Raw genomic sequence first — 26,284 nt, 5'->3', positions numbered from 1 at the left:
CCCGTTTCAAATAACTTGTATATTCTGACGTGCGATCGCACGACGGAACTGGCACCGAGGACGCCTGTGGCGGGTGTCGGTGCGACTGCGTGCGTATCGATCGAACGGCTTTTGCGACGCCGGCAGGTAGGAGCGAGCAATGGACGTACTGATCGTCGGCGCAGGGTCGATGGGGACGTGGTTCGGCGATGCCGTCGATGCTCGAGTCGCGTTCGCCGATATCGACTGCGACGCTGCAGCCGCTGCGGCGGACGCCGTCGGGGGCGATGTCGCGGCTCTCGAGGGGGCGACGACGTATGACATCGTCTGTCTCGCGGTGCCGATGACTCACGTCACCGATGCGATCGCTGCCCAAGCCCCCCGGGCTGAGCGGGCGATCGTCGACGTCTCGGGCGTGATGGAACCCGCACTCGCAGCGATGGAACGCCACGCGCCGGACGTCGAACGGGTCAGCCTCCACCCGTTGTTTGCCCCCGAACGGGCCCCCGGCTCGATCGCCGCCGTCTGCAATCGGTCGGGACCGGTAACTGACGAGTTGCTTGCAACGCTCGAGGCTCGAGGCAACGAATTACTCGAGACCACTGCCACGGAGCACGACGAGACGATGGAGACCGTGCAGGCGGCGACCCACGCTGCAGTCCTCTCCTTTGCGCTTGCTGCGGAGTCGGTCCCCGAGGGGTTCGAGACGCCGATCTACGAGACGATGGGACGACTCGCGACACAGGTGACGGCGGGGACGCCGCGAGTGTACGCCGACATTCAGGCGACGTTCGACGGTGCGGACGCCGTCGCCGACGCCGCCGCAGAGATCGCCGCCGCCGACTCAGACGACCTCGAGACACTGTACCAAGAGGCGGCCGCGAACTGGCACGACGAACACGATGAGCGACGCGATAGTGGAGGGGATCCGACATGAGTGACCACCGCGAGGCCGTTCGGTCGAACGCGAAGTATCTACGCAACGTCCGGCCGATCGACCCCGACGAGATCACCGAGTACATCGAAGGAACGCCACATCCAGCGGTCGTCAAACAGCTTCTTCGCGAGGAGGCCGCCGATCTCGGCTTGCTCGAGCGAGACGATGGAACGTTCGTCCCCGTCGACGACGACCCGGTGCGGCCCCGCCGGGGACCGGTCGAGGCGTTCCCGGCCGAGTACGAACATCAGCTCGAGGACCTGCTTGCCGACCGCTATGGCCCCAACTGGTACGAGGGGGTCTCTGGCGACTTACTCCGGTCGACGATCCGGCGGTTCAAAGCCGACTACCTCGACGGCCGCTCGGTCGAGTACGACGACGACGTAGCGGCGGGCTATGCGATCTATCACCTGCCGGCCTACTACGCTGCCGTCCAGTACGCGCTCGACGACCTCGCGGATCGTGGGCTGTTTGGACGCAACCTTCGGGTTCTCGACATCGGCGCTGGCGTCGGCGGGCCCGCGCTCGGGCTCTGTGACTACCTCCCCGAGGATGCGCTGGTCGACTACCACGCGATCGAACCCAGCGCGGCTGCGGACGTCCTCGAGGACCTGCTCGCAGAGACTGGGCGGAACGTCCACACGACGATCCACCGGACCACTGCGGAGGCATTCGACCCGAGCGACACCGCCAGCGACGGGTTCGATCCGACCGTCCCCGACGACGGCTTCGATCTCATACTCGCCTGTAACGTGCTGAGTGAACTCGACGACTCTGCCGCAGTGGCACGGTCGTTCCTCGAGACGCTCGCACCCGATGGGACGTTCCTCGCGATGGCACCTGCAGATAAAAACACCAGCGTGGGCCTGCGCGAGGTCGAACGCGAACTCGAGGGCCAGCGGCTGTGGGACCGGGATGCGGTTGCGCCTGCCAACAGCGATGACGAAACGACGGCAGCCGACCGCCGACGCGGTACAGTGACCGTCTACGGCCCGACCGTTCGGCTTTGGCCCGGTGACACGCCCTCGGATCGTGGCTGGTCGTTCGACGTGCGACCGGATCTGGCCGTGCCGGGATTCCAGCGCCGCCTCGACGAGGCGACGCCGGCCGCCGACGCTGACCACGACCCCGGCGAGTTTGTCAACGTCGACGTCCAGTTTTCCTACTCCCAGCTGCGCCTTGATGGCCGTCGGCGGATCGACATGGCCCTCGAGACCAGCGAGTGGGCGAAGATGGCCGAGATGGAACGCCACGTCACCAACCGGATCGACCTCGTCGCGGCGAAGCTCAGCCGATCGCTGAGCGGTGGCGACGACCGCGACGGTCGCGGCGGTGGCCGCTCGAACCCACTGTTCAAGATTAGCGATGGCAGCGAGGCAATCGACCACTACGCCGTCGTGACATCCGAGACGTCGCTCAACCGGCCGCTGCTCGAGGCCGACTACGGTGAGGTCTGTTCGTTCGAGCGGATCCTCGCACTCTGGAACGACGACGAGGAAGCCTACAATCTGGTCGTCGACGAGGAGACGATCGTCGACCGACTCGCCTGATACGGTCTGCTGTACCGAGTGACTGGTGGGACCGCAGGACGGTCGCGGTCCCACCGGCACTAACGTACAGGAGTCCGTATAACTCAAGTGCCGGAAGCGGTGACCTTTTCGCACCGCTGCCCGACGACATTGACATGAGCGACGACTTCGAGATTCTGCTGACTAACGACGACGGGATCGACAGCACCGGCATCCGGACGCTGTACGACGCCCTCTCCGAACACGCCAACGTGACCGTCGTCGCGCCCGCCGGCGATCGGAGCGCGTGCGGGCGATCGATCTCTCACGAAGTCGAGGTCGACGACCACGAACTCGGCTACGCCGTCCACGGGACGCCAGCCGACTGCGTCGTCGCCGGCCTCGCGGAACTCGGCCCGTTTCCCGACCTCGTCGTCGCGGGCTGTAACAAGGGTGCGAACCTCGGCGAGTACGTCCTCGGGCGCTCGGGAACGATCAGCGCAGCCGTCGAAGCCGCCTTCTTCGACGTCCCCGCGATCGCGACATCGCTGTACGTCCCCGTCGACGACACCCCATTCGAGGACGTCGAGATCACGGCAGAGGACTACGCTGAAGCGACCCGCGTCACGACCTACCTCGCCGAGCGCGCACTCGAGGCTGGCGTCTTCGAGCACGCCGCCTATCTCAACGTCAACGTCCCGCTGCCCGACGGCGAGCCCGCACCGCTCGAGATCACCCGGCCCTCGAAACGCTACGAGATGGACGCCGAACGCGACGGCGCACACGTCACGCTTCACGACCGCGTCTGGGACGAGATGACCCCCGACGCGCTCCCCGATCCGCCGGGTACGGACCGCCGGGCCGTCGTCGAGGGGAAGGTAAGCGTCTCGCCGCTGACCGCACCCCACTCGACGAACCACCACGAGGCCCTCGACGCGCTCGCCGACGACTACGACGGCGTTCGACTCGAGTGAGTCGCCGTTTGCGGTGTCGGCGAACCAGTCGGTCGCCGAAAATGATAACTGACTTGCGGGTCGCAAGGCGGCCGCTATTTGATACCCGCACCGTCACGATAGCTACACCATCTCCGACGGACACTACCCATGCCATCCACAAAACATAAAATCAAGGTAGGTGGGCGTACAAGTTGTGACAGACCCAATGGACGGTGATCAATAGATGGTATTCGATGCACTCCGGGCCCGTCTCTCGTCTCTCCGGCGCAGTTCGACCGACGAGTCCGACGCGGACGAGTCCGGGACGACACCGGACACAGACTCGAGTCCGGCAGCAGATGACGAGACATTAAGTTATGCCGAACAACTCGAGTACGGTGTCGACGAACGCGACCTCCCGGACGAAGACAAGATTCTCAGACTGCTCGTCAAACGCGGCGGCCGCGTCGATCAATCCACCATTCTAGACGAAACTGACTGGTCGCAGGATCACCTCGAGGACGTCATCGACCGGATGGAAGCTGACGACCAGATCAGCGCCATCACCGTCGGTCGCAAGCGCGTGATCTGTCGCCGCGGCTTCGAACCCAAAGGATACCGGTCACATCTCAACGAGTAAGCCCGCTGTCTCTGGCCCGTTCCTGTCGCTCGTCTCCGTGCTCGAGACCGACATCACGGTCACCGCCGTCCAGCGACTTGCGCACTGCTAACTATATTGGTGGGTTTAGTACCATGTTTGTAACCGGTAGAAGGGATACAAGCTCTATTCCCCCAATTTTGATGATTATCGCCTCGAGCATCGTCGATGTTCTGTTCACTCGCAATCAGGTACGTGAGCGCGGCCTCGATCACCACGATCATCGACGGGTCGTCGTAGTCGTCTGCAGCCACGATCGCGTTCGCGCGCTTGCACATCGGCGAACAGTAACGAACGAAATCGGGTTACGGAGCTGTATGGGATGACCAATGGAAACGATAGTATTCGTTCTCGTCTGAAATATACATCTCAGTCCCACCTGCAATTGGCATATCCATTTCTCTCCGTTCTGCTTGGAGTTGCGCAAGAACGACTTCGCGTTGCTCAAATCCGTCATCTTCGTCCGAAGCGGAGATTGAACCGCCGTTTTCCTGCACTTCGTTGAACAGTTCCTGTGTTTCTTCGCTCAGTGATGTCGCATCAACGGCGTACTGGTCGAGGAGGTGTTCTGCAAATGCCGTCGCATTCGCTGCAATCTGCGCTGCTGAGACACGAATGCGTTCGGCAACTGCTGTTCCTTCCTCCAGTTTGGCGAGCTCGATATATTTGCCGTTGTACTCGAGGAAGCGCTGTCGAATACCATCGAAGAGACGTGAATCCGCCTCACGATCCGGCTCAAGGTATCCAACAGTAGTCGTATTGTCAAAGACGATTAATCTTCCCTTGTAAAATTCGAACGTCTCGTGAAGTCGCCATTGGTCATGTGCTGGGAGGTCCGTAAATGGAAGGACCTCGTCTTCGTCTGTTGGCGACACGTCGTCTGGAAGCTTCGCTCCCCGAGAGGCGCTGTATTTCGGCCCAGTGATTCCTCCCGCCGTGAGTCTCTCTCTGGAGATCTCATAGACTGCACTCTCATCTTGGTAGTAAAACGACTCGTCGCTAGAGGGAGGGTCAGTGAGGATTCTGAGTTCTGTTATGGTCTCGAGTTCGACTGCATCTCCCTCAAGGATCGTCGCGATAAGATCGTCAATGAGCAGAGATGGGACGAGGTCGGCTGCTGTTTTCGTTGTGTTGTCCGCAATTTCGGCGTGATTGACGGGATCGAGGGAAACTGAGTGATAGGAAGTTGTCCAGTCAGAACAACCGGCAACGATAGACATCGCTCCGGCTGGGAGACTTGCGAGAAGCGTTCGGCGGTGCATACCGTCGAGTGTTAGGAGAAATATAAGTGTCTTGTGTAGCTGTCCAGTGGATTGAGTGTCCAACACGCTAATCTGTTCAATTACCTGTCGATACGCTCGACGAGATCGAGTTTCCACTGACCGTCATCGGCGTGGCGACTGTGAAGTAGTGGTTACCGTCGATCTCGCCCTCGAGCACATCGCCGCTCGCTTTCGAACTCTCGAACTCTGATGCTCGAGACCTCATCACGGCACCGCCCGCGCGCTGCGAACCGCGCGCGCAGGTATCACAGTCCCCACAGCGGTGGGCTCGGTCCTCGTCGTCACCGAAGACACGTCGGCACCGATCTGTAACATGGCTTCCGCAGTGCTCGCACGTCGAGTGGTCGACCGAGGGCCACGGTGCAACCATCACACCGACCACCCCGCGTTTGCGACGAGAATCGCCTGACGCGGTGGGGCCACAACCCGTTCCCTATTGGGATCAGATTTCGGACCCCTCAGACAGACTGTAGAATCCGATGAAAGTGAGGTACAGAACCCTCCACCGGGGAATTAGAATTAGTCGAGAATCAAGCCGTTTGTGAGTGGGCGCTACAGGATTTGAACCCGTGACAGCTTGGTCCGAAGCCAAGTACTCTGTCCAGACTGAGCTAAGCGCCCTCATCGGTTCGTTTCCGACGGATCCGTATAAGTCACTCGATTTTCACCGGTCCCGACAGGGACCGACACACCCATTGTCGGTGATTTTCATCCACTGACAATCGCCGATGGACGTCTTTTGGACGAGACCTCAGTACCGACAGAGACCATGACTGACACCGAGGCCCCGCTGCTGGACGCTGATCAGTCCGGCACCACGCCACTCGAGTTGCTGGCCGACGAGGAAGACGTCTGGACCGCCGTTCCCGCGGACGCAACCGGCGACGAACGAGTGAGCAAATGGCTCGCAGTCGAGGGCGACCTGCTCTGTGACCTCGAGGAGTGGCGCTGAAACGCTGCGCCAGGAGGGGATCCAAACACGGTCCCAGCGGTCGATCGGATAGCAGTCTGTTCTGCTACTATCGGACAAACGTCAGTGACTACTCGATCGCGTCTCGACGGCTGTCGTCGTCGGCGACAGCGTCTCGAGTGCGATCGATGTCTGAACCGTTTTGTCCGGCAGTATGAGCGTCGGCATCGACACTGCTGTCTACGACGGCGGATCGCACCGTTTAACCAGTTTCCATGACCATGCTCGCGTATGACAGTCGGCGAGACGGGTCGTGGGTTGCTCGAGTTGACGCGGCCGATAAACGTCATTGCGGCGAGCGTGTTGACGTTTATCGGATCGTTCATCGCTGGCGGCGTATCCGAGGAGCCGATGGCGGTCGTCGCTGCGATCGGGGCGACAGGGCTTGCAGTCGGTGCGGGAAACGCGATCAACGACTACTTCGATCGGGAGATCGACCGGATCAACCAACCCGAGCGGGCGATTCCCCGCGGAGCTGTGAGTCCACGCGGTGCGCTGGCATTTAGCGTCGTTCTCTTTGCTGGGGCGGTCGCCTTCGCGCTGACACTGCCACGGTTGGCGATCGGGATCGCGGCCATCAATCTCCTCGCGCTAGTCGCGTACACTGAGTTTTTCAAGGGACTGCCTGGATTGGGCAACGCGCTCGTCGCCTATCTGGTCGGCAGCACGTTTCTCTTTGGGGCTGCCGCGATCGACGGCAGCGGAGTTGGGCCGGCAGTCGTTCTCTTTGTACTCGCGGCGGTCGCGACGCTGACCCGTGAGATCATCAAGGACGTCGAAGACATCGAGGGGGACCGCGAGGAGGGACTGCAGACGCTTCCGATCGCGATCGGGGAACGGCGCGCACTCGCCATCGCAGCCGTCTTGCTCGTGGCGGCCGTCGTCGCCAGTCCGATTCCGTATCTGCGCGCGGAGTTCGGCGTTGCATATCTACTCGTCGTCGCACCTGCTGATGCCATCATGCTGGTTGCCGCCTACGAGAGTTTCGAGAACCCGACCGCCGGCCAATCACATCTCAAATACGGGATGTTTCTCGCCGCACTGGCGTTTATCGTCGGGCGCGTCGCGCTTGAGCTTTCGGTCTCGGTATAGGACACAACAAGCGTGTGAGCAGATTTGGGAGTCCGTTTCGATCTGTAATTGATCAGTGAGCGTTCTAATCAAAAGTTCTATAAGCCGCTTCGCATAGGTCCACATAACACGCCGGCTACTGGGTGGGCTGTGGTCCCAGCTCGTTGCCATGGCGATGGATGTGAGTATCCCGTATGTATGACCTTGCAGATGTCCTTCCGGACGTTGAGCTCGATCCGGGGACGAACGTGCTCGTCACAGGCCCGCCATTGGCGGGCAAACGGCAGATCGCTTACGACATCCTTGCAAGTGGTGCAAACCGCGGTGATGGGTCGATCATCGTGACGACGAAAGACAGCGCTGACAAGGTTCTCAATGGGTTCGATACCCGTCTCGACGACGGGCGTGAGCCTGATATCGGCGTCGTCGATTGTGTGACGAAACAGCGCGGTATCGGAACCATCGACGACGATCCGCGGATCAAATATGCCTCGTCGCCCGTCGATATGACGGGTATCGGAATCAAACTCTCCGAGTTCCTCCAGGACTTCTATGAGACGCGGGGGCACACCGAGAACCGCGTGCTTTTACACTCCGTTTCGACACTCCTGATGTACTCCGATCTTCAGACCGTGTTTCGATTCCTCCACGTGTTCACGGGTCGCATTCAAAGCGCCGGCGCGCTTGGTCTCTACGTGATCGACTCGACAGCACACGACGACCAGGCCATGAACACGCTCAAACAGCTGTTCGACGCCGTCATCGAACTCGAGGAATCGGCCAACGGCGACGAGCCCACGATTCGGACGGCTGGGCTCTCGCCGTAAGGTCGCGCGGTCGTCACTGACGCCGGATTTTCGCCCAGCCGTTGCTCCTACCAGCGCTGAGAGACCGGTATGTTCACACACAGGGCCCACGAAAGTCGCGTATGGACCAACCACGACGAGCGTTCCTCGAGACGTTGCTCACGACCGCGACACCGTCTGGCTTCGAGGCGGCCGGCCAACGTCACTGGATCGAGTACGTCGAGGAGTTCGCTGATGAGGTGCGGACTGACGCGTACGGAAACGCTGTCGCCGTTCTCGAGGGAGGTGAGCCGGCCATCGCACTGGCCGGACACAGCGACGAAATCGGGTTTATGGTGCGGGATATCGAGGACAACGGTGCGATTCGAATGACGGCGATCGGGGGCGCAGATCGGACGATTTCGAAGGGACAGCACGTCCAAATTCATACGGATGATGGCCCGGTGCCGGGTGTCATCGGCCAAACGGCGATTCACATGCGCGACCGCGAGGATGAATCGATCGATGACATCGACGAACAGCACATCGACATCGGCGTCGCCGATGCGGACGAGGCTGCGGAGCTAGTCGAGCGTGGTGATCCGATCACGTTCGAGCAGACGATCAACGACTTGGAAAACGACCGTATCACAGCGCGAGGGCTGGACAACCGCATTGGGGTGTGGGCTGCGGCTGAAGGCCTTCGCCGGGCAGCGAACGCAGGCCCCGACGCGACGGTCTATGCCATCTCGACGGTGCAAGAAGAGGTCGGCCTGCAGGGTGCGAAAATGGTCGGCTTTGATCTCGAGCCCGACGTCGTCATCGCGACGGACGTTACCCACGCGACGGACGCGCCGGGGACACCCTCGGGCGAGAAAAACGGGATCGAACTCGGTGACGGCCCGGTCGTCACACGCGGCAGCGCGAACCATCCACGGGTCGTCGAGGCCGTCCGTGAGGTCGCAGCCGACGCCGACATCGACGTGCAGTTACAGGCCGCAGGGAGTCGAACCGGGACGGACGCCGACGCCTTCTACACTTCACGCGGCGGGATTCCGTCGCTCAACCTCGGCGTGCCAAACCGCTATATGCACACGCCGGTCGAAGTCCTCGATCTCGACGATCTCGACGCGACGGCGACGCTTCTCGGGGCGTTCGCGGCCGCAGCCCACGAGTTCGAGTTCGCGGTCGATCTCTGATCGCTGCACACGGGGAGCGCCACTCATTTATTGCGACCGTCGCCGCGACCCAGAGACGTTTCCCGCTCGCGTCCCTACACCGCGGCATGGCAGTCGACTCCACGGACGACCTCGAGGCCGTGCTCGGATACGAGACGATCGCAGTCGTTGGCTGCTCGAGCACGCCCGGAAAGGCAGCCCACAACGTACCGAAGTACATGCTTGAGCACGGCTACGATATCGTTCCAGTCAATCCGTTCGCGGACGAGATCTTCGGCCGCGAGGCGTACGATACCATCACAGCTGTCGAGGAGACGATCGATATCGTCTGTGTGTTCCGACCTAGTGAGGAAGTCAGTGATGTCATCGACGCCGTTCTCGAGCGCAACGACGTGAACGCGATCTGGACGCAATCGGGCATTCGTGACGACGAAGCGGCGGCCCGTGCGGAAGCCGACGGCAGAACCGTCGTCCAAGATCGGTGTCTGAAAGTCGAGCATCGCCGGCTCGTCGCCTGAGAAGGACTTCGATGACGAAACGGCGTCGAGGGCAATCTCGGTTGAATCAGCCGCTCCACAGCGAAGTCACGGGAGACCTCCTCGAGGCGCTATTCGGCGGTCGTGTCGCCGGAAGCCGCCCCGGACGCTGCATCCGTGTTCGTTGCTGAATCAGCATCAGCGTCGGCAGCTGCCTCGCGTTCGGCGTCGTCGATCGCCGCCTCCGCGAGGATCGCTTCGCCGTCGAGTCCCTGTTCATCCGCAAGCGCGAGCAAGAGCGCGCGCTGTTCGGAGAGCTGGTGGTCCATGCGCGTAACCGTTTCGTGGGTTTCCTCTGCCTTCTCCTCGAGTCCAGTGACCCGCTGCTGGAGTTTCTGGACCTGCTTGTACATCGCCTCGGCTCGGTCCGAGAGGCTCTGAATCTTCTTTGCAGTGCTGCCGAGTCCCATACCAGACAGATATGTCGTGGCGCTAATGGGCTTTTTCCCTCTCCCGCTTCGATCGGAGGCTCGGAGGGCCGACTGATCGATCGGCTGTTCTCACCGGACCATCGGGTCACTCCGGTCGATCCCGGTTCGGCTCACCGCCCTCCTGCAGTCGGTCGATTTTCGAGGCGAAAGGCCCTTAAGTACTGATTGCCTACAGTAAGTTGGATAGGTTGGGCAGTTAGGCCCTGCTCACTACCCGCGCTATGGTCTTTAGCGGGGACCGAACACCGCAGGCGTCCGGTCAGACCGGCCGGGGCCTCGGGAGCCAACATGGAAGCCTCGTCCGTCGGGGACAGCGGTCTACGATGGCCGTCCGCAGGGACGTCCCATCGTAGTTAGTCGGCGACAGCCCATCAGGCGCGGAAGCGAGCAGTGGACCGCCGGACACCTGTCGCTCGACGGGTCGCGGGGTGGAGAAGGCAACCGAGATTCCCCCGGACGGAACGCCGGGCAAGGGCGGCCTTCCACATTCATACAAAATTTTACGCTGCGCGAGCGGCGGCGCTATGCGCCTTGCTCGCTCGGCAAAATTTTGATTAAAAGCGTTCCTCCTTCCGTTCGTTCCTTCCAGTCACTCACATCAGTCGTCAGCCCGCTCGCTCCCTGCGGTCGCTCGCGGTCATTACGCTGTAAGCGCCTGCCCCCCCCGTTGAGCGGACGCGGAGCGCCCGCGATGCTCGGAAGAGCGTGCTCTTCCGTTGGGTCGCGCGCCTCTCACTCACTATCGTTCGAGTCGCGCTCGCGGCCACCTAGTTTGAGACTCGAGGTGATCTATACTGATCCGAAAACCAATCCGATCGAGCCGCGTTATTCGGCTGGCTGGACGACGCTCCGACCGCTGCCGCTTTCGAGGTGAAGGCCGCCCTCGAGCGTGCGGACGGGGTAGGGGATGTCGATGCCCTCCTCGTCGAAACGCTGTTTGACGGCGGTGACGTACTCGCCGCGGATGCGGACGAAGTCGGCTCGAGACGGGTCTGCGATCCAGAAGCGCGACTGGAGGCCGACGTCGGACGAGCCGAGTTCCGTCAGCCGGACGGAGGGTGCGGGATCGTCCATGATGTCGGGATGGCGTTCGGCCTCATCAACGATGATGTCGGTCGCCTGTTGGATGTCGTCGTCGTAGCCGATTCCGAAGACGAACTTCAACCGGAGCGTATCGGCGTCGACGGGATTTTTGAGGACGTCCTCGGTAAGCACCGAGTTCGGTACCGTCAGCAGTTCGTTGTCGAACGTGCGCACGCGGGTTACGCGAAGGCTAATGTCCTCGACAACGCCCGCATACGTCCCGTTGTCCCACTCGATCCAGTCGCCGATGCGAAACGGTTTGTCGGTGTAGATGAAGACGCCGGCGACGAGGTTCGAGATCACGTTCTGCATCGCGAGCCCGATCGCGAGCGCGCCGGCCGCTGCGATCCCGGCCATCGAGACGAGGAAGTTCCCGTACCCGGCGAAACCGAAGGCAACCGAGAGCGCGAGGAAGGCGAGGCCAAAGCGTGTCAGCAACAACAGCGGGTTCTTCGCGTGCTCATCGAGGTCCCGCCTATCGAGGGCCCGCTCGACCAGCGGCACGAGGAGCAGTCGGCCAACGACCCAAATCACGGCGAGCGCGACGACGAACTTGATCGCACCTTCCGCCGTGCTGGCCTGTGCTGTGGTCAGCCCCACGTCCTCGAGGGCGTTGCCGACCGGACCGAGATTGACAGCGTTCTGGAGCGGGACCACGGAACCGCTCATCGATACAACACTGCAGTGTGCCCGCGTGTATCAACGAGCTCGGCGTTGACACGTTCGGCGAGATCGGCCGCTTTCTCGTCGGTCGAGCTGCCGGCGCGGGCTGCCCGCAGGAATTTTACTTTCACGAGGTCTCTGTCGGTTAGCTGATCATCGAGTTCGTCGACGACGGCATCGACGCCGCTTTTCCCGACCCAGACGGTGACGTCGAGATCGTGTGCGCGGCGCTTTCGTTCCTGAGTGTCCATATCAGCTTCTAAGAGAGCCGAGCGGTTTCAATCTTCCCGAACGGCACAAGGATACCGGATCGGCCGCGTCGACTCCTGGTTAGTCGTAGGGATATCTCGCCTGCGCACCGCACTCACAGGTAATGACGACGTGCCCGTCCTGCAGTCTGATGCGAGCGTTGTCCCCCGGTCGAAGATACGCATCACACTTGTCGCACGTAAACCGGCGAAACGATCGCGGCAGCGTGAGCCGGTTTCGCTCCGCGACTCGCCGCGCGAGCCGAACGTAGTAGCGAGCCCGGTCGGGCTCACCCTCCGCCGCTGCCGCTCGAGCAAGCTCGTGAAGTCGCTCGATCCGTTCGGCAGCGATGTCCATGGCGTTCGTTTCGTCGGTGTCCCTATTGATGTTGCGCTCCAGCACGAGACGTCCTCATCAATTGATACCGCGAACGAAGTTTATTATCATCGAACCAAACAACTCGAATATAATGTACCCCTGATTGAAAAGATTCTTTAGTGTGACAGGTATTGGATTAGAGTACGCAATATTGTTATATATCAAATGATAGGAGGTGTTACACAACGATATGAATTGGGACCCCACTTCCCCTGATACCGGCGTCAGTCGCCGTTCGTTTCTGGCGGCCGGTGCAGCGGGAGCGACACTTGCCACAAGCGGCTGTGTCGATAGCGTCCAGAACGTCGTCGGGAAGACCGTCAACGGACAACTGTCGCTGTCGATTACCACGCTCCCAGCAGACGCAGACAGGCAGGGCATTCAGATTGCCCGACAACTCGAGGCGAACCTCCAGCAGGTCGGGATCGATGTCTCGATCGACATGCGGTCGCCGTCGGAGCTACTGAAAGCGGTGCTGATCGAACACGACTTCGATCTCTACGTCGGCCATCATCCCGCCGGCTACGACCCCGATTTCCTCTATGAGATGCTCCACTCTTCGTTCGCCACCGAAGCCGGCTGGCAGAACCCCTTCGGGTTCACCAATATGGTCTTCGATACGCTACTCGAGGACCAACGGCGAGTCGACGGAGCACAACGGAAACGACTCGTTCAGTCGGTCCTGACGGCGCTGGCAAAGTCCAAGCCCTTCGAGCCGATCTGTCGGCCCGACGAGTATCGCGTCGCCAGCACGGATCGATTCGACGGCTGGGGCGAGGCTGCGCTCACGACCCGCCACGGCTACCTCGAGCCCGAGCCAGCCGACGGCGTCAACGAGTTACTCGCGCTCAAAACGGATTCCCGTCCAACGAGCAACCTCAATCCGCTGTCGGCGACGATGCGAGAGCGGGAGACGATAATCCAACTGCTCTTCGATTCGCTGGTGACCGTCCACGAAGGCGAGGGACAGCCATGGCTCGCCGAGGACATCACGTGGACGGCCCTCGAGCCAGCCGACGGCGAGCAGGGGCCGACCCTGACTGCGACGGTCTCCCTTCGAGAGGGGTGTCTGTTTCATGCTGACGAACGGCTGGCCGGCGATGACGAACAACTAGCCGACGAGGACAGGCGACTGACCGCAGAGGACGTCGCCTTTACCTATCGGTTCCTCAAGGATACGTCCCTTGGACGAGCGCCGACTCCCTCGCCAGCACCGCGGTATCAGAGCCACGTCAGCGCGGTCGATCGCGTCACCGTCGACAGCGAGTACGAACTGACGTTCTCGATGAACGCGAGTCGGCCGGTCGCCAAACGGGCACTTACCGTGCCGATCCTGCCAAAACAGTTCTGGCGTGGGCTGGTCGACCGGCGGGCGGCCGACGGCGAGTTTACCGCACCACAGGGACGGTGGATCGCCGCGACGGGCGATCACGTTCCGCCGATCGGCAGTGGGCCGTACCAGTTCGAAAGCCGGATCGAAGAGGATCAACTCGTTCTCACACGCTTTGACGATCACTTCACGCTCCGAGACGACGTCGACTTGCCCAGCCCGCCCGTCGACGAGCTCCGCTTCGATATCGACCCGAGTAGTGCGTCGGCGGTCAGGCGGATCGCAGATGGTAATGCGGACGTGACGGCCTCGATGCTCGACGCCTACACGCTGGATGGGATCCCAGACTCATCGGATGTCGAGCAGCTACACCGCCCATCGCGGACCTTCTACCATCTCGGGTTCAACGTCCGAAACGCACCCTTTAGCAACACCCACTTCCGCCGCGCAGTCGCGCAGTTGATCCCCAAGCAAACGATCGTCGACGACGTCTTCTATGGCTATGCAACCCCGACTGCGACGCCGGTGACGGACGAATGGGCCCCCGAGCGGCTCACGTGGGACGGCGAGGATCCAGTGACTCCGTTCCTCGGGTCCAACGGCGAACTCAACGTTGCAGCGGCAAAAGCAGCGTTCGAGACTGCCGGCTTCCGGTATGATGATAACGGTCGCTTGCTTGGAGGCTACTAGAAGCGATGCTCGCCGAGGTGCTGACGCAGCTCGCTCTCGTCATTTCGATCCTGGTGCCGATGTCGGTCATCGTTTTCATCGGCCGTGAGCGCCTCGCTCGGACGCGGTCGGAGTGGCGAAGCCGACTCAGAACCGCTGGCCCGGTGATTGCCGTGTTAATCGGCGTGTTACTGGTAAACCGCGTCGCCAGACAGACCGCACCGGAGCTCTCGCGGCAGATCGGGTTTCGCCTCTCCGGGGCGTTTTACGAACTCGAGGGAGAGTTCATCCTGATCTTCCAGTCGATCCAGACGCCGGAGACGACGGCGTATTTCTCGACGATTTACGTCTACGGGTACACGTTTCTGCTGATCTTCCCGGTGATCGCATACTTTACGCTCTCCGATACCCGGATCTTTCGGCGACTGTTGACGGCCTACACGCTCAATTACGCGATCGGTTTGGTCCTCTATATCCTCGTGGTCGCGTACGGTCCCCGGAACCTGATGCCCGGCGAGCTCATGGAACGAATGCTGTACAATACCAATCCACAGTACCAATATCTCACGAGCGAGGTCAACACCAACACCAACGTGTTTCCATCGCTTCATACCTCGCTGTCAGCGACTGTCGCAACGTTCGCATGGAAGACCCGGTCGGAGTTTCCGAAGTGGTTCCCCATCGCAGTCGTACTGGCGGCAAGCGTTGCAATCTCGACGATGTATCTCGGGATCCACTGGGCACTCGACGTCGTCGCAGGCACGATGCTCGCGGCAGCCTGTGTCTCCCTCTCTGATCGGCTCGTCGGCCGCTGGTCAGTCGCGGAGCTTTCGGCGCAGTTCGCCGATCGGCTGCCCTGGCCCCAGAACCAGGACTGACACCGACGTTCCCGATCAGTGGTATCGATACTTGTGACAAGCGTCTCGGCCTCCATCGGCATCCAACCTCGCGCGAACATAATACTGTTATATCGTGATGCCGAATCATGGTAGAGTAACAACATGAACGGAGGACAGGCCGCCCAAGAACCAGACCGTGCTGGCGCTGACGGCACGCGTCCCAGTCGTCGGGCCGCACTGGCAGCGACGGCCGGTCTGACGGCCTCGGTAAGCGGCTGTGCCGGCCGACTCCGCGACCTCTTTACGCAGCGCAACATCAGACAGCTCTCGCTGACGATCACCACCCTCCCTGCCGACAGCGATAGAGAAAGCATCCGGATCGCAAACAAACTCGAGCAGACCCTCACGACGGTCGGGATCGATGTCTCGTTCGACGTCCGCTCCGGGACCGAGTTCAACCGAGCGGTGTTGTACGATCACGAGTTCGACATCTGTATCGGCCGTCATCCGGGCGGGACCGATCCCGACTTCCTCTATGAAGCGTTGCACTCGCTGTATATCGATGAATCGGGCTGGCAGAACCCCTTTGGCTACGCGAACCTGGCCGTCGATGATCTCCTCGAGAAGCAACGTCACGCCGACGGGGCGGAACGACGTGACGCCGTCACGAACGCACTCGAGGCGATCGCGACCGAACAGCCGTTCGTTCCCATTTGCGTTCCCGAGGAACACCGCGTCGTCAGTACGGATCGGTTTACCGGCTGGGCTGACGGTCATCTCGCGACCCGGAGCGGCTATCTCGGGCTCGAGCCCACAGCGGACGTCGAGACCCTGCGGGCCGTCCACACGGATAGTCGCCCGACGAAAAACCTCAACCCGCTCGCGGCCGACTATCGCGGTCGGGGAACGATTACCCAGTTACTCTACGACTCGCTGGCGACCGACGACGCGACTGGGGAGATCCAGCCGTGGCTCGCGTCGTCGTGGGAGTGGCGCGGGGCGACGCTCGACGTTCACCTTCGGAACGGCTGTACGTTTCACGATGGCGAGCCGGTGACCGCCGCCGATGTCGAGTTTACGTACCAGTTTCTCGCGGACATGTCCGGCGACGATGACGACCGCGTCGCTCCTGCCCCCCGCTTTCGCGGCTGGATCGACGCCGTCGAGGCGATCGACGTTCGGGACCGCGATCGCCTCGAGCTCACGGTCGATGCGGGGCACGCAGTCGGCGAACGCGCACTCCTCGTCCCGATACTGCCCGCACACATCTGGCGTGAGCGGTCAGCGAGTCCGATGGGACTGGGCGGCAGCGTGCTCTCGCAGGGCACCACGACGGCAGTCGTCACGAACAACGTTCCGCCAGTTGGCAGCGGCCCCTACCAGTTCGTGACTCGATCCGAGGGCGACCAGCTCACACTCGAGCGGTTCGACGATCACTTTACGCTCCGGTCCGGCGTCGAGCGGCCGGCCCCGATGATCGATACGTTTTCGATCGATATTTCACCGAACTCGGAAACGGCGATTCAGGCGGTCGAAAACGACACTGCCGATGTCACGAGCGCAGCCCTCGATACGAATCTCGTCGAGAGCGTCGACGACGACGGCACACAGCAGTTGCTCGAGTCGCCGTCATGGACGTTTTATTACCTTGGGTTCAACACGCGAAAGGCACCGTTTGGGAACCCTCGGTTCAGGCGGGTCATCGCACGGTTGCTCGACAAGGAATGGCTGGTCGAAAACGTCTTTTATGGGCACGCGCGACCGGTTGCGACGCCGGTTACCGAGCAATGGGTCCCCGACACCCTCACGTGGGACGGCCAGGACCCCGAAACGCCATTTTTGGGAGCGAACGGTGAGGTAGACGTCGATGCAGCACGAGCGGCGTTCGAAGATGCCGGCTTCCGGTACGACGATCGGGATCGACTCCGTGTCAGACAATAAGACTGCCAGCCAACGCAGGTCACACCCCGATCACGCTCGAGACAGAAGCACGGAGACTGTTCTGGACGCCTGCTCGCGTCATCTCCCATCGCAGGACAGACATCGCTCAGCGGAACGGATGACCGGCGAAAACGGGGTGCGATGAAACGGGTCCGTTACTGCTCTTCGAGCGCGTCGGCGATGCGCTTGAGCGCGCGGGTCTGATCGCGCATTTCGTCACGCAGCTGTCGGACTTCGCGGACGAGTTCCTCGTTGCTCTCGTCTTGTCCGCCGCGACCACCGGGGCCAGCGCCGGGGCCGCCGCCCATCATGCCACCCATCATTTGGGCAAAGGGGTTGCCGCCGCCGCCCATGCCGCCGGGACCGCCACCGCCACCGAACGGGCTTTCAGGGGCTTCACCTTCGCCCTCGCCCTCTTCGGCGCGCTTTTCGCGAATCTCTTCGACCCGCTCGCGGAACGATTTCTCTTCGCTGTCGTCGCCTGCGTCGCCGTCGGAATCGGGTTCGTCTGTCATACCATCGGATTCTCCTGCGTCGGGGAAAAGGATTGCCATGTCTCGGATCGGCACGCTCCCTACAGTGATGATGAGCCTCGAGCACAGGGACGAATAGAGCAGCGGAGCAGAACCGACCTGCGAGCACGGGAGGAGTCACGACAAACGAGCAGACCGATTCTACAGGCGGAGCAGGCCGAGTGCCTCGGGGCTTGACCCCGAGGCGGTTCACCCGAACGAGCCGAGCGAGGACTGGAGGTTCCGATCCGACCGGCCCGCCTCGAGGTCGTAGCCAACGAGATCGCGCATATCCACGGCGTAGGTCGTCCCGCTGTTTTCGAGCACCAACAGCCGGCCTTTGACGCCCACAACGGTTCCTGACGCAAGCGTCTCACGGACCGGTCGCGTCTCGAGGTCGAGCCCGTAGTCGAAGTCGAATCGCTCGATGACGTCGAACTCGGCGAGGACGGCCTCCCAGGCGTCCCCGTCGATGTCGGCGGCGAGTCCAGCCACTTTGGAACCGGTTCGAACCCGGTCGACGAGCCGCTGGGCGATTTCGGCCTCGAGTTCGCGGGCGAGCCGGCCGTTCGAAACGGTATGGACGTGGGCCGCGTGATCGGCTCCCTGTTCGCGCAGTCGGGTCTTGAGACGCCACAGCTTGGTGACGCCGACCTTGAACGTCTCGGGGGCGAACGCGGCGATGTAGACGGCGTGGTCGTCGTAACAGTCCATCTCGTCTTTCAGGCAAGTGCCGGTACAGCGGGCACAGACCCACGTGCTCGTGTGATACTCGCAGTAGGGGGCAGACGGCCGGTCACAGGCGACGTGCGTGCCGGTCTCGTCGATCGTCCCGGCACAGTGGCGCTCGCCGAGCGTGTACGCGAGGTCGTCGCCAGCAGCGAGTGAGCGGTGGTCGATCTCGCCGCTGCCGTCGCTTACGAGCAGCGCCGAGCCCCGCCCACTCGGTTCGTAGCCCACCAGTTGCACGACCGCGAGTTGTCACCGGGCGCAAATAGCCGTACCGCTCTCCGGACCCAAGCAGCGCGTGTCAGATCGTCGGACCCGGCGACGAGGACCGGCAGCGAAGACCCTATACCGGTACTATCCTAAGCGCCGTCCATGCAAGCGCTGGTCATCGCGGCACACGGATCGCATCTGAATCCGGACGCCTCGGATCCGACCTACGCCCACGCGGATACGATCCGCGAGACGGGCGCGTTCGACGAGGTCCGCGAGGCGTTCTGGAAGGAAGAGCCACACTTCCGCGAGGTGGTCCGCACGCTCGAGGCTGACGAGGTGTTCGTCGTCCCCCTCTTTATCAGCGAGGGCTATTTCACCGAAGAGGTCATTCCGCGGGAACTGCGGTTGGATGACTGGGATCCCGAAAAGTGGGACTCCGACGGCACAAGCGCCTCGCAGGCCACGCTCGAGGCTGACGATGTCGGCAAGACCATCCATTACTGTGGGCCGGTCGGTACCCACGACGCGATGACGGACGTGATCGTTCAGCGGGCCGAGACCGCCACTGGCGATCCAGCCGTCGGCGAGGGCGTCGGGCTGGCCGTCGTCGGCCACGGCACCGAGCGCAACGAAAACTCCGCGAAGGCGATCGAATACCACAGCGAGCGCATCCGCGAGCGCGGTCGCTTCGACGAGGTCAAGGCGCTGTTCATGGACGAGGAACCGGAGGTCGACGACGTCACGGACTTCTTCGAGAGCGACGACATCGTCGTCGTCCCACTGTTTATCGCCGACGGCTACCACACTCAAGAGGACATCCCCGAGGACATGGGGCTGACCGAGGACTACCGCCTGGGGTGGGACGTGCCAGCCGAAGTCGACGGCCACCGGATCTGGTACACCGGTGCCGTCGGCACCGAAGACCTCATGGCCGACGTCGTCCTCGAGCGCGCGGCTGATGCCGGTGCGGATATCGGCGACGCTCGCGAGACGGTCCGCGACATCGCCGGCTCAGTCGCCGACGCCGACCACGAACCGAGCGCGGGAACGGGTGCGGGTGACTGACACGTGACGATCGCGACTGCCGACCTCGAGCCGCTGCTCGACCGCGCATCCGCTGGTGTCACGTTCGACGGCCTCCGTATCGACGAGGAAGACGGCAACTACGTCCTCGAGACGCCCGCCGACGAGTGGCACGACCTCGACGAGACTGCCCTTCGAGAGGCCCTCGAGACCTGCGAGGAGTACGTGACCAACTGGCGTTACTGGCAGGAGACCGTTGGCGGGGAGGGAACCGCCCGGCGTGCGTTCCTCCGGTGGTGTGAGCACGCACCGATCCCGGACGCCGGCGAGCATACGACCACGACCGATGGCCTCGCGGTGCCAGCACGGTACGACGCGCTCCGCGAGGGCATCGACCGGCGGTGGGGTCAACTATCGATCACGGCCCGCTTCGTCGACGTCGACGACCCCGACGGCGAGCGCGTCTACGATCTCTGGCACGTCGACGACGCCGACAGCGATCTCGCCGACCTCGAGGTCTACGACGACCCGCGTGACGCTCGCGAGATCGCGACCTACGATGAGGACGGCCGCTACCGGCCGCTGAAGACCGCACCAACGCTCGTTTCGGGTTGGGCGTTTACCGGCCTCTCGGGTGCGGAACTCGTCGAAACAGTCGGTTTTCTCTACCCCGCGACGATCGCCAACTGGCATCGCGAACTACGTGGCAATCTGGACGTCGACCACTGGACCGAGACCGCCGAGCGCCAGACCGGCATCTACGACGTGATCGACGAACTTCCGCGTGAGGCCGTCGACTGGATGGCCGAGGCCTGCTGTGTCGACTCGCAGTGTCTGCGTCGTCGAGAATGGGGATACGACGAAGACGACGACTTGGACGTCGATGGCGGTGACGGCCCGTTCCCCTGCCGGGAACCCTGTTCGCTCGTCGTCGCCGCCGCCCGCAAGTGGGCCATCCTCGAGTCCGAGGAGGAACACACTTATGAACTCGAGCTCACGACCAGCGAACTCAACCAGCTCGAGGAACTGATCGATGCAGTCGCGGAGGGCCGCACGGATGAGATCCGCGAGGCAGACGTCTACGACGGGGCAAACCGCTATCGGGCGCGATACCTCCGGGCGAAGCGAGTCGGCGAGGACGGCCTCGAGGCGACGCAGGTCGACGAGTAACTCGCTCGCGGCGTCTACCGGAGTAACAGAACCAGCGCCACGACGACGCCGGCGACGACGCTTCCCAGGCCGGCCGTCGCGATCGGACTGCCGATCGACGCCGTTGTCAGCGTTGCAATCGTGAGCGCGACCACGCCCAGCGCCAGCACCGCCAGCGTTCCCGTCTCGACCCCGCGGACGGCAGTAATTCGGCCGACTGCCTGTTCGAACACCGTCGGCTCGGGTTCCGAGCGGGCGGGTTCAGCAAGCGATTCGTCGATGTCGACGTCCGGCGGCCCCGGGACGACGGTGACGTCGATCGTAACTGATTCCGAGCCATAGCCCGTCAACACCTCGAGCCGACCGTCGACTGGCTGCTCGATCGCGTCGGTGTCGACGGCGATCGGAACGGCCGTGACGCTGTCTGGCTCGACGTAGTAGTTCGTGCCGTCGAGCGATGCGATCCGCTCGAGATCACCGTGGAGACGACAATGGACGTGGGCAGGCGACTCGTGTCCTGCAAGCAAGAGCCGAAACGAGCCGTCGGTCTCGAGCGCGGTGCTGGCCGGCTCGAGCGCGTCTGCGGACCCGCGGTTGACGTGGACGGTGACCTCGGTTGGTGACACGGTTTGTGTCCGTCAGGCCGGCGTTTCGTCGCGCATGTCCGGCGGCAGCAGGTTCGGGATCCCGTCTTCGATCGGGTAGGCCTCGCCACACTCTGTACAGACGAGTTCGCCGCCGACGACCTCGTCGCCGTCGTACTCGGCGTTCTCGAGTTCCAGATCGTGTTTATCGAGCGGACAGCAGAGAATGTCCAGCAACGACTCCTTCATACTACGTAGGCTCGTCGCCTGCAGCAAAAGGTTTCGGGAACGTTGCTCGTGACAGGGTACCCGCCCAATCCGAGCGAGTGCATCGGAGTTGTACGACTTTGCGATTCGAATCAGTCCTCTATGGCCGCTTCAGATGTATCACTCGTCGGTTCCTGCGCTAATTCGAGCGATTCGGATGACTCATCGGTCTCTGGGACCTGCCGTGGCAGAAACGTCGAGACGACGAGCAAGAGCAACACGAACAGCGCAAGGAGCAGGAGCGCTGCCTGCTGGGCATCGACCATCGCGGTCTCGAAGATCCCCTCGAGTAATCGTCGTTCTGCCGGCGTAAGTTGGGCCAGAAACGCTTGCTGCGTGGCTTCGGTTGCCGTCTCCGCGGCGTCCTCGAGTGCCAGCACCAGTTCGATTCGTTCCTCCACCGACACGGTCGCGTTTCTCGCTTGGAGGACGCCATCAACGACGCTGCCGTAAAACCGGCCGAGCAGGACCGAACCGACGACTGCTGTCCCCAGGGAGAACCCCATCGAACTGCTCGCGTTCAAGACCCCGGACGCCTCGGCGTAGTTCGCGGTGGGGACAGCAGAGAGCGTCATATTGACGAGCTGGCCCATGAGCAGCCCGAGACCGGCTCCGACGAACGCCATCGGGATGGCCATCCCGCGGATCGTCTGCTCGGGGCTCGTCTGCCCGTACAGGAGAATCACGCCGAGGCCCATACACGCGATGCCAGCCTGGACGAGCGTCTTCGGCGAGAGTGACGCACGCCAACTGGTCGTCACCGTCGAAAAGATGAGCGTCGCGAGAGAGTATGGAAGCATCGCAAGCCCGGCTTCGAAGGCGGTGTGACCGAGTGCCGACTGGAGGTAGACCGGAACGACGAACATGAAGCCAGCCATGACGACCGAGCGGACGCTGTACGTGGCAACACCCGAGAGAAAACGGCTGTTCATCAGGATACCCATTGGAACGAGGGGCGATCTCCCGGCGCGTTCCAGTCGGCGTTCGTACTGAACGAACGCGGCGAGCGTAAGCAGTCCAAGCCCGAGAAACCAGATCGCGGGTGATGTCCCAAACGGATTGAATTGCACCCCGCCGACGGCGAACGGCCGCCGTGCGAGCAGCCACCCGTACTTCCCGCTCAAGAGGAATCCCGTGACGAGCGCCGTTGCTCCGGCGATAGAGAGGACTGTCCCGCCGAGATCCAGTGAGCGACGCGTGTCCGTCAGCCGGCCCGCGCTCACATACCGGACGAAAACGAGTGTCGCCCCCACGACGACGAGTTCCAGTGCAAACCCCCATCGCCAGCTAGCGTACGTCGTGACTGCCCCGCCGAAAATCGGGCCAACGGCTGCGCCGACCGCGCTCACACCGGCCAACAGTCCGAGCGCCGTCGCCCGATTGTCCGCTTCGTAACTGAACATCAACACGGTGTACGTCAGGGGGAGTAACACGGCGGCCCCAATACCCATGATGAGCGACCACCCGATGGTGAGCACCACGACGTTCCAGCTGAGCGCTGCCAAGAGCGTCCCGCCAGCATAGACGATCAGTGCGGCTGTCATCACACGTCTGACCTCATAGATGGCCGGCAGCGTGCCGCCTGGAAGGATCAACGCGCCGAGCACCAGCGAGTAAAACGAGATCGCTCCCTGAATGACGGTGACCGTGGTGTCGAACTCCGCGACGATCGCAGGAACTGCCACGTTCATCAGCGCCGAGTTGATCGACACGACGAACATCGCTAGACTCACTGCGATCAGTGGCCCCCAGTAGCCCACCCTCGAGTGCCGATTCTCAGCTGTGTCAGTATTTCCACTGGGATCGGACCCGGCTGCCATATGGTCTCAATACGTCCGAGCGAAAAATAACGGGTGTGTGCTGGCGACAGCGATTCAGCCGAGGCTGACGAGGTGATATCATTCGGACACCGGTTCGACCACAGCTTCGGTGCGAACGGGAAAACAGCGGTCGTCGGGAATCCCAACGAGAGCGTTATTCGTACGGGTTCTCGACGATGACGGTCTCCTCACGGCCGGGACCGACGCCAACCGCATAGATCGGCGTTTCGAGTTCGTCGCTGATGTACTCGAGGTAGGTCCGTGCGTTCTCGGGGATCGCCTCGTAGCCCTCGGCGGCGACTTCGGCCCAGTCGACTTCGGGCCAGCCATCGAAGGACTTGAACGTCGCTTCGCAGCGGCCCCAGGCTTCGGTCGTTGGGGGCATCGTGAAGATTTCCTCGCCGTCGAACTCGTAGCTGTGACCGACTTTCACCTCGTCGAGACCGGCCAGCACGTCGATGTGGTTGATCGCCAGTCCCGTAAAGCCGTTCGCACGGGTTGCGTGGCGCAGCATTGGCATGTCGAGCCACCCGACACGACGTGGACGGCCGGTGACAGTCCCGTACTCGCCACCCTCGTCGCGGATCCGGGTCGCGAGTTCCTCTTCGTCTTCACCGGCACCCTCGCTTGCGTCGTAGTCAGGGGTCTGATCCTCGACGCCGCCGAGTTCGGTCGGGAGCGGACCCGTGCCGACCCGCGAGAGATAGGCTTTGACGATGCCGATAACGTCTCCCTGTCCGACGACGGTCGGACCGAGGCCGGTGCCGACGCTTGCGCCACCAGAACTCGGGTTCGAGGAGGTGACGTAGGGGTAGACGCCGTGGTCGATGTCGAGCGACGTTCCCTGTGCACCCTCGAGCATGACGTTGTCGCCGGCGTCGATCCGTTCTTGCAGGAAGTCTCCGCAGTCGACGGTCATCCCTTCCTCTTCGAGGCGTTTGCCGTATTCGCGGTAGGTCTCGTAGAGGTGCTCGATGTCGAACTCCTCACCGGTCTCTTTCTCGAAGACCTCCTCGGCGAGGGCCTTCTTTTGGGGGACGACGTACTCGAGGCGCTCGCGCAGCGCGTCGGGGTCGAGCAAGTCGCCGATCCGGACGCCGCGGCGGCCGGCCTTGTCCTCGTAGGTCGGGCCGATGCCGCGTTTGGTCGTGCCAGCGGCGAGGTCGTCCTTTTCTTCTTCCTCGATGCCGTCGAGTGCGCGATGATAGGGGAGGATAACGTGTGCGCGCTCGGCGACACGGACGTCCGGCTCGAGACCGCGGTCGCGGAGGGTGTCGATCTCGTCGAACAGCGTCTCGGGGTTGACGACACAACCGTTGCCGAGGACGCCGACCTTTCCTCGGACGGCTCCCGATGGCACGAGCGACAGTTTGTACTTCTCTCCGTCGTGAACGACGGTATGGCCAGCGTTGTCGCCGCCCTGATACCGGGCAACGACATCGGCGGCGTCGCCGTACAGGTCGACGACCCCACCTTTACCTTCGTCGCCGAGTTGCGACCCGACGATAGTGACGGTCATAACAGCGACGGGTTCTTGCCCGGTCGATAAACAGATTACGGTATACGGGTGTCGACACAGTGGTCCACGACACACATGGCAGACAGGATTTCCACCGCAACCGGAAAGACACGTCCTGTAACAGGAATTTGGTCACACCGGAAGCGTTAACTACTGACAGGAACCACCGTTTTATTGACAGGGTCGTTTCAGCGCTCGAGAGTAACTTTTAAAAGGCCCAAAGACAAGTTAACAAATGCCATGATAGACCGACTTGAGAAGGAAGTCGATATGTTGGAACGACATCTGCAGGTCCTGAAGATGGTCATCGAGAACGAGCCGATCGGGATCGTCAAGATGTCCAACGAGACGGGCTACCCACACCACAAGGTTCGCTACTCGCTTCGCGTTCTCGAGGAAGAGAACCTCATCGAGCCCTCGAGCCAGGGTGCGATCAAGACCGAGCGTACCGCCGAGTTCGTCGACGAACTCGACGACAAGCTCGACGACATCGTCGACAAGCTCGACGGCATGAAGATCGAAGACGTCGCCGAGATCGAAGGATAGACTCTCGTCCACGTCGGACGTTGTCGCCCATCCCCGCGATCGACGCCGGTACGACACGGACAGCGTACACTTTTTGCAGCCATATATCGGCCAGCCTCGAGCTGCGCGTGCGATCTGCCAGTCACTGACGAGACTGCACTCGAAAACGACACAGAATACAGTGTTGAACGCAAGACAGCGCCACCATGGGAATTTTGACATTCACTTTTCCACCGGTAGCTACGCTCTATCGGTAGGTTCTGAGATCGGACGATTCGATTTCAGCCGACTTGTGCAGTGATTAAAACATCAGTTTCACAAGATGCTGCACGAAGTGTGAGATGGACGATGGCGATGCCTCTCTCGAATACGTCCGGAGAAGGGGAGCAGGCGGCGAGCCTTAACTCGCCGCCTGCGCGAGGTTATGGACGATGCACTTCCGTGTGAGCTCCCGGAACTGGCCATGCCAGCTCCGGGAGCGGATCTCGTCGCCGTCGTCCTTCAGCATCGCAAATACGGT

Annotated in this window: 27 protein-coding genes, 1 tRNA gene, 1 other RNA gene and 2 pseudogenes; 16 read left to right on the top strand and 15 right to left on the bottom strand. The window is 62.2% G+C overall.

Annotation, left to right across the window (positions count from 1 at the left end; all coding sequences use genetic code 11):
• Window positions 1-139: 139 nt before the first annotated feature.
• From BSG09_RS13415 to BSG09_RS13400, 4 genes are all read left to right on the top strand, one after another.
• Window positions 140-916 carry a prephenate dehydrogenase/arogenate dehydrogenase family protein gene (locus BSG09_RS13415; RefSeq protein ID WP_092933941.1) on the top strand — a complete coding sequence of 259 codons (777 nt, stop codon included), beginning with the start codon at window positions 140-142 and terminating at the stop codon, window positions 914-916.
• The gene (locus BSG09_RS13410; RefSeq protein WP_092933939.1) at window positions 913-2,466 is read left to right on the top strand and encodes a small ribosomal subunit Rsm22 family protein; all 1,554 of its coding nucleotides are present in this window, start codon (window positions 913-915) and stop codon (window positions 2,464-2,466) included. The genes BSG09_RS13415 and BSG09_RS13410 overlap by 4 nt, the downstream gene beginning before the upstream one ends.
• Window positions 2,467-2,600: 134 nt before the next feature.
• Window positions 2,601-3,398, top strand: a complete 798-nt coding sequence (surE, locus tag BSG09_RS13405) for a 5'/3'-nucleotidase SurE (RefSeq protein WP_092933937.1) — start codon at window positions 2,601-2,603, stop codon at window positions 3,396-3,398.
• 205 nt (window positions 3,399-3,603) lie between these two features.
• The gene (locus tag BSG09_RS13400; RefSeq protein ID WP_092933935.1) at window positions 3,604-3,999 is read left to right on the top strand and encodes a helix-turn-helix transcriptional regulator; all 396 of its coding nucleotides are present in this window, start codon (window positions 3,604-3,606) and stop codon (window positions 3,997-3,999) included.
• A 59-nt stretch (window positions 4,000-4,058) separates the two neighbouring features.
• Here BSG09_RS13400 and BSG09_RS21855 read toward each other — a convergent pair whose 3' ends face one another.
• From BSG09_RS21855 to BSG09_RS13380, 4 genes and pseudogenes are all read right to left on the bottom strand, one after another.
• Complete coding sequence (locus BSG09_RS21855; protein ID WP_092933933.1) at window positions 4,059-4,295, bottom strand: DUF7386 family protein; 237 nt, start codon at window positions 4,293-4,295, stop codon at window positions 4,059-4,061.
• A 27-nt stretch (window positions 4,296-4,322) separates the two neighbouring features.
• Window positions 4,323-5,279 (bottom strand): hypothetical protein, encoded by a 957-nt coding sequence (locus tag BSG09_RS13390; RefSeq protein WP_092933931.1) that lies wholly within the window; start codon window positions 5,277-5,279, stop codon window positions 4,323-4,325.
• A gap of 226 nt (window positions 5,280-5,505) precedes the next feature.
• Window positions 5,506-5,682: pseudogene (locus BSG09_RS21850) on the bottom strand (DUF7563 family protein); the annotation flags it as partial.
• 164 nt (window positions 5,683-5,846) lie between these two features.
• A tRNA-Arg gene (locus tag BSG09_RS13380) sits at window positions 5,847-5,921 on the bottom strand.
• 148 nt (window positions 5,922-6,069) lie between these two features.
• Here BSG09_RS13380 and BSG09_RS13375 point away from each other — a divergent pair.
• The 5 genes from BSG09_RS13375 to BSG09_RS13355 all read left to right on the top strand — a co-directional run bounded on the left by BSG09_RS13375 (window position 6,070) and on the right by BSG09_RS13355 (window position 9,822).
• Window positions 6,070-6,252: a DUF7511 domain-containing protein gene (locus BSG09_RS13375; RefSeq protein WP_008009540.1), complete on the top strand. Its 183-nt coding sequence runs from the start codon at window positions 6,070-6,072 to the stop codon at window positions 6,250-6,252.
• A 249-nt stretch (window positions 6,253-6,501) separates the two neighbouring features.
• Window positions 6,502-7,362 carry a geranylgeranylglycerol-phosphate geranylgeranyltransferase gene (locus BSG09_RS13370; protein WP_092933927.1) on the top strand — a complete coding sequence of 287 codons (861 nt, stop codon included), beginning with the start codon at window positions 6,502-6,504 and terminating at the stop codon, window positions 7,360-7,362.
• Window positions 7,363-7,535: 173 nt separating this feature from the next.
• Window positions 7,536-8,168 carry an RAD55 family ATPase gene (locus tag BSG09_RS13365; RefSeq protein WP_092933925.1) on the top strand — a complete coding sequence of 211 codons (633 nt, stop codon included), beginning with the start codon at window positions 7,536-7,538 and terminating at the stop codon, window positions 8,166-8,168.
• Between the two features lie 101 nt (window positions 8,169-8,269).
• A complete protein-coding gene (locus BSG09_RS13360) occupies window positions 8,270-9,325 on the top strand; it encodes a M20/M25/M40 family metallo-hydrolase (protein WP_092933923.1) in 1,056 nt (351 codons plus the stop codon).
• Window positions 9,326-9,411: 86 nt separating this feature from the next.
• Window positions 9,412-9,822: a CoA-binding protein gene (locus tag BSG09_RS13355; protein WP_092933921.1), complete on the top strand. Its 411-nt coding sequence runs from the start codon at window positions 9,412-9,414 to the stop codon at window positions 9,820-9,822.
• Between the two features lie 89 nt (window positions 9,823-9,911).
• On the opposite strand, the gene BSG09_RS13350 is transcribed toward BSG09_RS13355, so the two are convergent.
• Window positions 9,912-10,250, bottom strand: coding sequence for a DUF5798 family protein (locus BSG09_RS13350; protein ID WP_092933919.1), 339 nt, complete (start codon window positions 10,248-10,250; stop codon window positions 9,912-9,914).
• Window positions 10,251-10,447: 197 nt separating this feature from the next.
• Between BSG09_RS13350 and ffs the strand changes: the two genes are divergently transcribed.
• An RNA gene (gene ffs / locus BSG09_RS13345) (signal recognition particle sRNA) lies at window positions 10,448-10,759 on the top strand.
• A gap of 337 nt (window positions 10,760-11,096) precedes the next feature.
• Here the strand turns inward: ffs and BSG09_RS13340 are convergent.
• From BSG09_RS13340 to BSG09_RS13330, 3 genes are all read right to left on the bottom strand, one after another.
• Window positions 11,097-12,023, bottom strand: coding sequence for a mechanosensitive ion channel family protein (locus tag BSG09_RS13340; RefSeq protein ID WP_092933917.1), 927 nt, complete (start codon window positions 12,021-12,023; stop codon window positions 11,097-11,099).
• Window positions 12,020-12,268, bottom strand: a complete 249-nt coding sequence (locus BSG09_RS13335) for a YhbY family RNA-binding protein (RefSeq protein WP_008009553.1) — start codon at window positions 12,266-12,268, stop codon at window positions 12,020-12,022. Before BSG09_RS13335 ends, BSG09_RS13340 begins: the two co-directional genes overlap by 4 nt.
• 79 nt (window positions 12,269-12,347) lie before the next feature.
• Complete coding sequence (locus BSG09_RS13330) at window positions 12,348-12,623, bottom strand: ribonuclease P protein component 4 (protein WP_092933915.1); 276 nt, start codon at window positions 12,621-12,623, stop codon at window positions 12,348-12,350.
• A gap of 211 nt (window positions 12,624-12,834) precedes the next feature.
• Here BSG09_RS13330 and BSG09_RS13325 point away from each other — a divergent pair, with 211 nt between their 5' ends.
• From BSG09_RS13325 to BSG09_RS13315, 3 genes are all read left to right on the top strand, one after another.
• Window positions 12,835-14,664, top strand: coding sequence for an ABC transporter substrate-binding protein (locus BSG09_RS13325; protein WP_092933913.1), 1,830 nt, complete (start codon window positions 12,835-12,837; stop codon window positions 14,662-14,664).
• Window positions 14,665-14,669: 5 nt separating this feature from the next.
• Complete coding sequence (locus tag BSG09_RS13320; protein ID WP_092933911.1) at window positions 14,670-15,521, top strand: phosphatase PAP2 family protein; 852 nt, start codon at window positions 14,670-14,672, stop codon at window positions 15,519-15,521.
• A 123-nt stretch (window positions 15,522-15,644) separates the two neighbouring features.
• The gene (locus BSG09_RS13315) at window positions 15,645-17,423 is read left to right on the top strand and encodes an ABC transporter substrate-binding protein (protein WP_092933909.1); all 1,779 of its coding nucleotides are present in this window, start codon (window positions 15,645-15,647) and stop codon (window positions 17,421-17,423) included.
• Window positions 17,424-17,578: 155 nt separating this feature from the next.
• Here the strand turns inward: BSG09_RS13315 and BSG09_RS13310 are convergent, their stop codons facing one another.
• Together BSG09_RS13310 and BSG09_RS13305 are read right to left on the bottom strand one after the other, a co-directional pair.
• Window positions 17,579-17,938 carry a hypothetical protein gene (locus BSG09_RS13310; RefSeq protein WP_092934054.1) on the bottom strand — a complete coding sequence of 120 codons (360 nt, stop codon included), beginning with the start codon at window positions 17,936-17,938 and terminating at the stop codon, window positions 17,579-17,581.
• 207 nt (window positions 17,939-18,145) lie between these two features.
• On the bottom strand, window positions 18,146-18,904 hold the full coding sequence (locus BSG09_RS13305; RefSeq protein ID WP_092933907.1) for a DUF2797 domain-containing protein: 759 nt from the start codon (window positions 18,902-18,904) through the stop codon (window positions 18,146-18,148).
• A gap of 132 nt (window positions 18,905-19,036) precedes the next feature.
• On the opposite strand from BSG09_RS13305, the gene BSG09_RS13300 reads away from it, so the two are divergent.
• Window positions 19,037-19,942, top strand: coding sequence for a CbiX/SirB N-terminal domain-containing protein (locus BSG09_RS13300; protein ID WP_092933904.1), 906 nt, complete (start codon window positions 19,037-19,039; stop codon window positions 19,940-19,942).
• A 3-nt stretch (window positions 19,943-19,945) separates the two neighbouring features.
• Window positions 19,946-21,070, top strand: coding sequence for a DR2241 family protein (locus BSG09_RS13295; RefSeq protein ID WP_092933902.1), 1,125 nt, complete (start codon window positions 19,946-19,948; stop codon window positions 21,068-21,070).
• A 14-nt stretch (window positions 21,071-21,084) separates the two neighbouring features.
• On the opposite strand, the gene BSG09_RS13290 is transcribed toward BSG09_RS13295, so the two are convergent.
• The 4 genes from BSG09_RS13290 to BSG09_RS13275 all read right to left on the bottom strand — a co-directional run bounded on the left by BSG09_RS13290 (window position 21,085) and on the right by BSG09_RS13275 (window position 25,239).
• Entirely contained in the window at window positions 21,085-21,675 is a 591-nt protein-coding gene (locus BSG09_RS13290) for a DUF7524 family protein (protein WP_092933900.1), read from the bottom strand.
• A 12-nt stretch (window positions 21,676-21,687) separates the two neighbouring features.
• The gene (locus BSG09_RS13285; protein ID WP_008009572.1) at window positions 21,688-21,882 is read right to left on the bottom strand and encodes a methytransferase partner Trm112; all 195 of its coding nucleotides are present in this window, start codon (window positions 21,880-21,882) and stop codon (window positions 21,688-21,690) included.
• A gap of 110 nt (window positions 21,883-21,992) precedes the next feature.
• Window positions 21,993-23,720, bottom strand: coding sequence for an MFS transporter (locus BSG09_RS13280; protein WP_175542205.1), 1,728 nt, complete (start codon window positions 23,718-23,720; stop codon window positions 21,993-21,995).
• 154 nt (window positions 23,721-23,874) lie between these two features.
• Entirely contained in the window at window positions 23,875-25,239 is a 1,365-nt protein-coding gene (locus tag BSG09_RS13275; protein ID WP_092933898.1) for an adenylosuccinate synthase, read from the bottom strand.
• A gap of 240 nt (window positions 25,240-25,479) precedes the next feature.
• Between BSG09_RS13275 and BSG09_RS13270 the strand changes: the two genes are divergently transcribed.
• Window positions 25,480-25,785 carry a hypothetical protein gene (locus BSG09_RS13270; protein WP_008009576.1) on the top strand — a complete coding sequence of 102 codons (306 nt, stop codon included), beginning with the start codon at window positions 25,480-25,482 and terminating at the stop codon, window positions 25,783-25,785.
• A gap of 379 nt (window positions 25,786-26,164) precedes the next feature.
• Here BSG09_RS13270 and BSG09_RS20210 read toward each other — a convergent pair.
• A pseudogene (locus BSG09_RS20210) lies at window positions 26,165-26,284 on the bottom strand (IS5/IS1182 family transposase); the annotation flags it as partial.

The sequence above is a fragment of the Natrinema hispanicum genome (assembly GCF_900111485.1).
GTDB classification, from domain to species: Archaea; Halobacteriota; Halobacteria; order Halobacteriales; family Natrialbaceae; genus Natrinema; species Natrinema hispanicum_A.
Note: the sequence above shows the minus strand (reverse complement) of the source record. Positions and strands in the feature narration are given on the sequence as shown.